Raw genomic sequence first — 3,430 nt, forward strand, 5'->3', positions numbered from 1 at the left:
AGCCAGGTCCGCGGTGGTGCCGGTCCGCGCGGCGGGTACGCCGGCCGGGCCGGTGCTCTCGGGTGGCTGCGGGGCGGTGGTGGGGGGCGTGGACACGACGACGGCTCCGAGGGGTGTAGTCGCGGCGGTTCTGGCAAAGGTGCGAGCGTGACGCTGCGTGCCGTCAAGAGTACGGGGAGACCGGCTGTTGCGTATTCGTGCACGTGGAAACGTTCCCAGGGACCGTGGCGAGCGCGACCGATGGTGATTGCTGTGCCCCTTGTCACCGAATGTTCCCGGGGCTCACGACGTTCGCTTAGCCTTCGCCCACCGATCGGAAAAGTCCCTTGGATTAGCAGTGTTCGATCCCGGGGAAATCGAAAACTGAACCTTCGTTAAGTGTCAGTCCGGGCGCGTGGGAGGCTTTGGTGACGCAGGAAACGGTCGAACACAAGTACGTCTACGACTTCGCCGAGGGCAACAAGGACCTCAAGGATCTGCTCGGCGGCAAGGGTGCCAATCTGGCCGAGATGACCAATCTCGGCCTGCCGGTTCCGCCCGGCTTCACCATCACCACCGAGGCGTGCCAGGCGTACCTCGCCACCGGCGCGGAGCCCGACGGGTTGGCCGACCAGATCGCGCGTCACCTGGACTCCCTGGAGCGGGGCATGGGCCGGCGGCTCGGCGACCCGGACGATCCGCTGCTGGTCTCGGTGCGCTCCGGGGCGAAGTTCTCCATGCCCGGGATGATGGAGACCGTCCTGAACGTCGGGCTCAACGACCGCTCCGTGGTGGGCCTGGCCCGGCAGGCCGGTGCCTCCACCGGTCCGGCCGCCTCCGGCGGCAACGCAGATTCGGCCGTCTCCGGCGGCAACGCCGACCCGGCCACCTCCGGCGGCAGTGACAGGTTCGCCTGGGACTCCTACCGCCGACTGATCCAGATGTTCGGCAAGACCGTCTGCGACGTGCCGGGGGAGGAGTTCGAGCAGGCGCTCGACGACGCCAAGCGCGCCCGGAACACCACCGACGACCTCGACCTGGACGCGGACGACCTGCGGGGACTCGTCGACACGTACAAGAAGATCTTCCGGAAGCACACCGGGCGGGACTTCCCGCAGGAGCCGCGCGAGCAGCTCGACCTGGCCATCCGCGCGGTCTTCGACTCGTGGAACGCGGAGCGGGCGGTGGTCTACCGGCGGCAGGAACGCATCCCCGCCGACCTCGGCACCGCCGTCAACGTGGTGGCGATGGTCTTCGGCAACCTCGGGCCGGACTCCGGCACCGGGGTCGCCTTCACCCGCGACCCGGCCAGCGGCGCGCAGGGCATCTACGGCGACTACCTGGCCAACGCCCAGGGCGAGGACGTGGTGGCCGGCATCCGCAACACCGTGCCGTTGCAGGAACTGGAACGGATCGACCGGACGTCCTACGACGAACTGCTCGACTACATGGCCCGGCTGGAGCGGCACTACCGGGACCTGTGCGACATCGAGTTCACCATCGAGCACGGCAAGCTCTGGATGTTGCAGACCCGGGTCGGGAAGCGGACCGCCGCCGCCGCGTTCGTCATCGCCGGTCAGCTCGTGGACGAGGGGCTGATCGACCTGGACGAGGCGCTGCACCGGGTCAACGGCGCCCAACTGGCCCAGCTGATGTTCCCCCGCTTCCAGCTCGACCACGAGTTCCAGGCGGTCGCCACCGGCATCGGCGCCTCGCCGGGTGCCGCCGTCGGTGCGGTCGTCTTCACCTCGACCCGTGCCGTGGAGCTGGCCGCCGAGGGCCAGGACCTGATCCTGGTCCGCCGGGAGACCAACCCGGACGACCTCAACGGCATGATCGCCGCACGGGGCATCCTCACCTCGCGTGGCGGCAAGACCAGCCACGCCGCCGTGGTGGCCCGGGGGATGGGCAAGACCTGCGTCTCCGGCGCCGACGAGCTGGACATCGACGTACCCGGCCGGCGGTTCACCGTGGCCGGGCGAACGGTCACCGAGGGCGACGTGGTCTCCATCGACGGCACCACCGGCAAGGTGTACCTGGGTGAGGTGCCGGCCACGCCCTCCGAGGTGGTGCAGTACTTCGAGGGCGAACTCGACCCGGAGAGCACGGACGACGCGCTGGTCCGGGCCGTACACCGGATCATGTCGCACGCCGACGCCGCGCGGCGGCTGGCGGTACGCACCAACGCCGACACCGCCGTCGACGCGGCGCGGGCCCGGCGCTTCGGTGCCGAGGGCATCGGGCTCTGCCGCACCGAGCACATGTTCCTCGGCGACCGCCGTGAGCTGGTCGAACGGCTCATCCTGGCGCGCGAGGCGGACGAACGGGAGCAGGCCCTGGCCGCGCTGCTGCCGTTGCAGCGGGCGGACTTCGTGGAGATCTTCCGGGAGATGGACGGGCAGCCGGTCACCGTCCGGCTGATCGACCCGCCGCTGCACGAGTTCCTGCCCCCGCTGGAACAGCTCGCGGTCGACGTGGCGGTCGCCCAGGAACGCGGCGAGGACGTCGCCAAGGAGGAGGCGCTGCTGGCCGCCGTACGCCGGATGCACGAGGAGAACCCGATGCTGGGGCTGCGCGGCGTACGCCTCGGCCTGGTGATCCCCGGCCTGTTCGCGATGCAGGTGCGGGCGATCACCGAGGCGGCGGTGGAGTGCACCCGGCAGGGCGTACGGTCCTGCCCCGAGATCATGGTGCCGCTGGTCGGCGCGGTGCAGGAGTTGGAGACGGTCCGCGCGGAGGCGGAACGGATCATCGGTGAGGTGGTCGGCGGCAGCGACGTCGAGGTGCTGATCGGCACGATGATCGAGGTGCCCCGGGCGGCGTTGACCGCCGGGCAGATCGCCGAGGCGGCCGAGTTCTTCTCCTTCGGCACCAACGACCTGACCCAGATGGGCTGGGGTTTCTCCCGCGACGACGTGGAGGGCGCCTTCTTCTGGCGCTATCTGGAACTGGGCATCTTCGGCATCTCACCGTTCGAGTCCATCGACGCGGACGGGATCGGCCGGCTGGTGCGGATCGCCGCCGAGGAGGGACGGGCCGCCCGCCCCGGGCTCAAGATCGGCGTCTGCGGCGAACACGGCGGTGACCCGGACTCGGTGCACTTCTTCCACTCGGTCGGGCTGGACTACGTCTCCTGCTCGCCGTTCCGGGTGCCGGTGGCCCGGCTGGAGGCGGGGCGGGCCGCAGTGGTCACGGCGGGTTCGGACAGTCGCTGACGCGTACGGGCCGGTGGACGCGCATCCACCGGCCCGGTGCCGGTGCCGTCGGGCTTGGTGCCGGACTCACATCGGCGGTCGACGCCAGGTGATGTAGGGGTCGCGATGCGGACGCCGGCTGGGCAGGGTGGCCATCGGGGTGCGTACCGCCAGCGGGGCGTGCGGGTCGGGACGCTGCGTCGGCAACGTCGGGCGGTGCCGGGCGGCGAGCGCGGCACCGGCCCGGGAGACCAGGC

Annotated in this window: 1 protein-coding gene; it reads left to right on the forward strand. The window is 70.7% G+C overall.

Annotated features, from left to right (window positions below; translation table 11 throughout):
- The first annotated feature begins 404 nt into the window (after positions 1-404).
- The gene (ppdK, locus tag EYA84_RS29055; RefSeq protein WP_131057196.1) at positions 405-3,194 is read left to right on the forward strand and encodes a pyruvate, phosphate dikinase; all 2,790 of its coding nucleotides are present in this window, start codon (positions 405-407) and stop codon (positions 3,192-3,194) included.
- The last annotated feature ends 236 nt before the right edge of the window (positions 3,195-3,430 follow it).

The sequence above is a fragment of the Verrucosispora sp. SN26_14.1 genome, from assembly GCF_004307965.1.
Lineage (GTDB): Bacteria > Actinomycetota > Actinomycetes > Mycobacteriales > Micromonosporaceae > Micromonospora.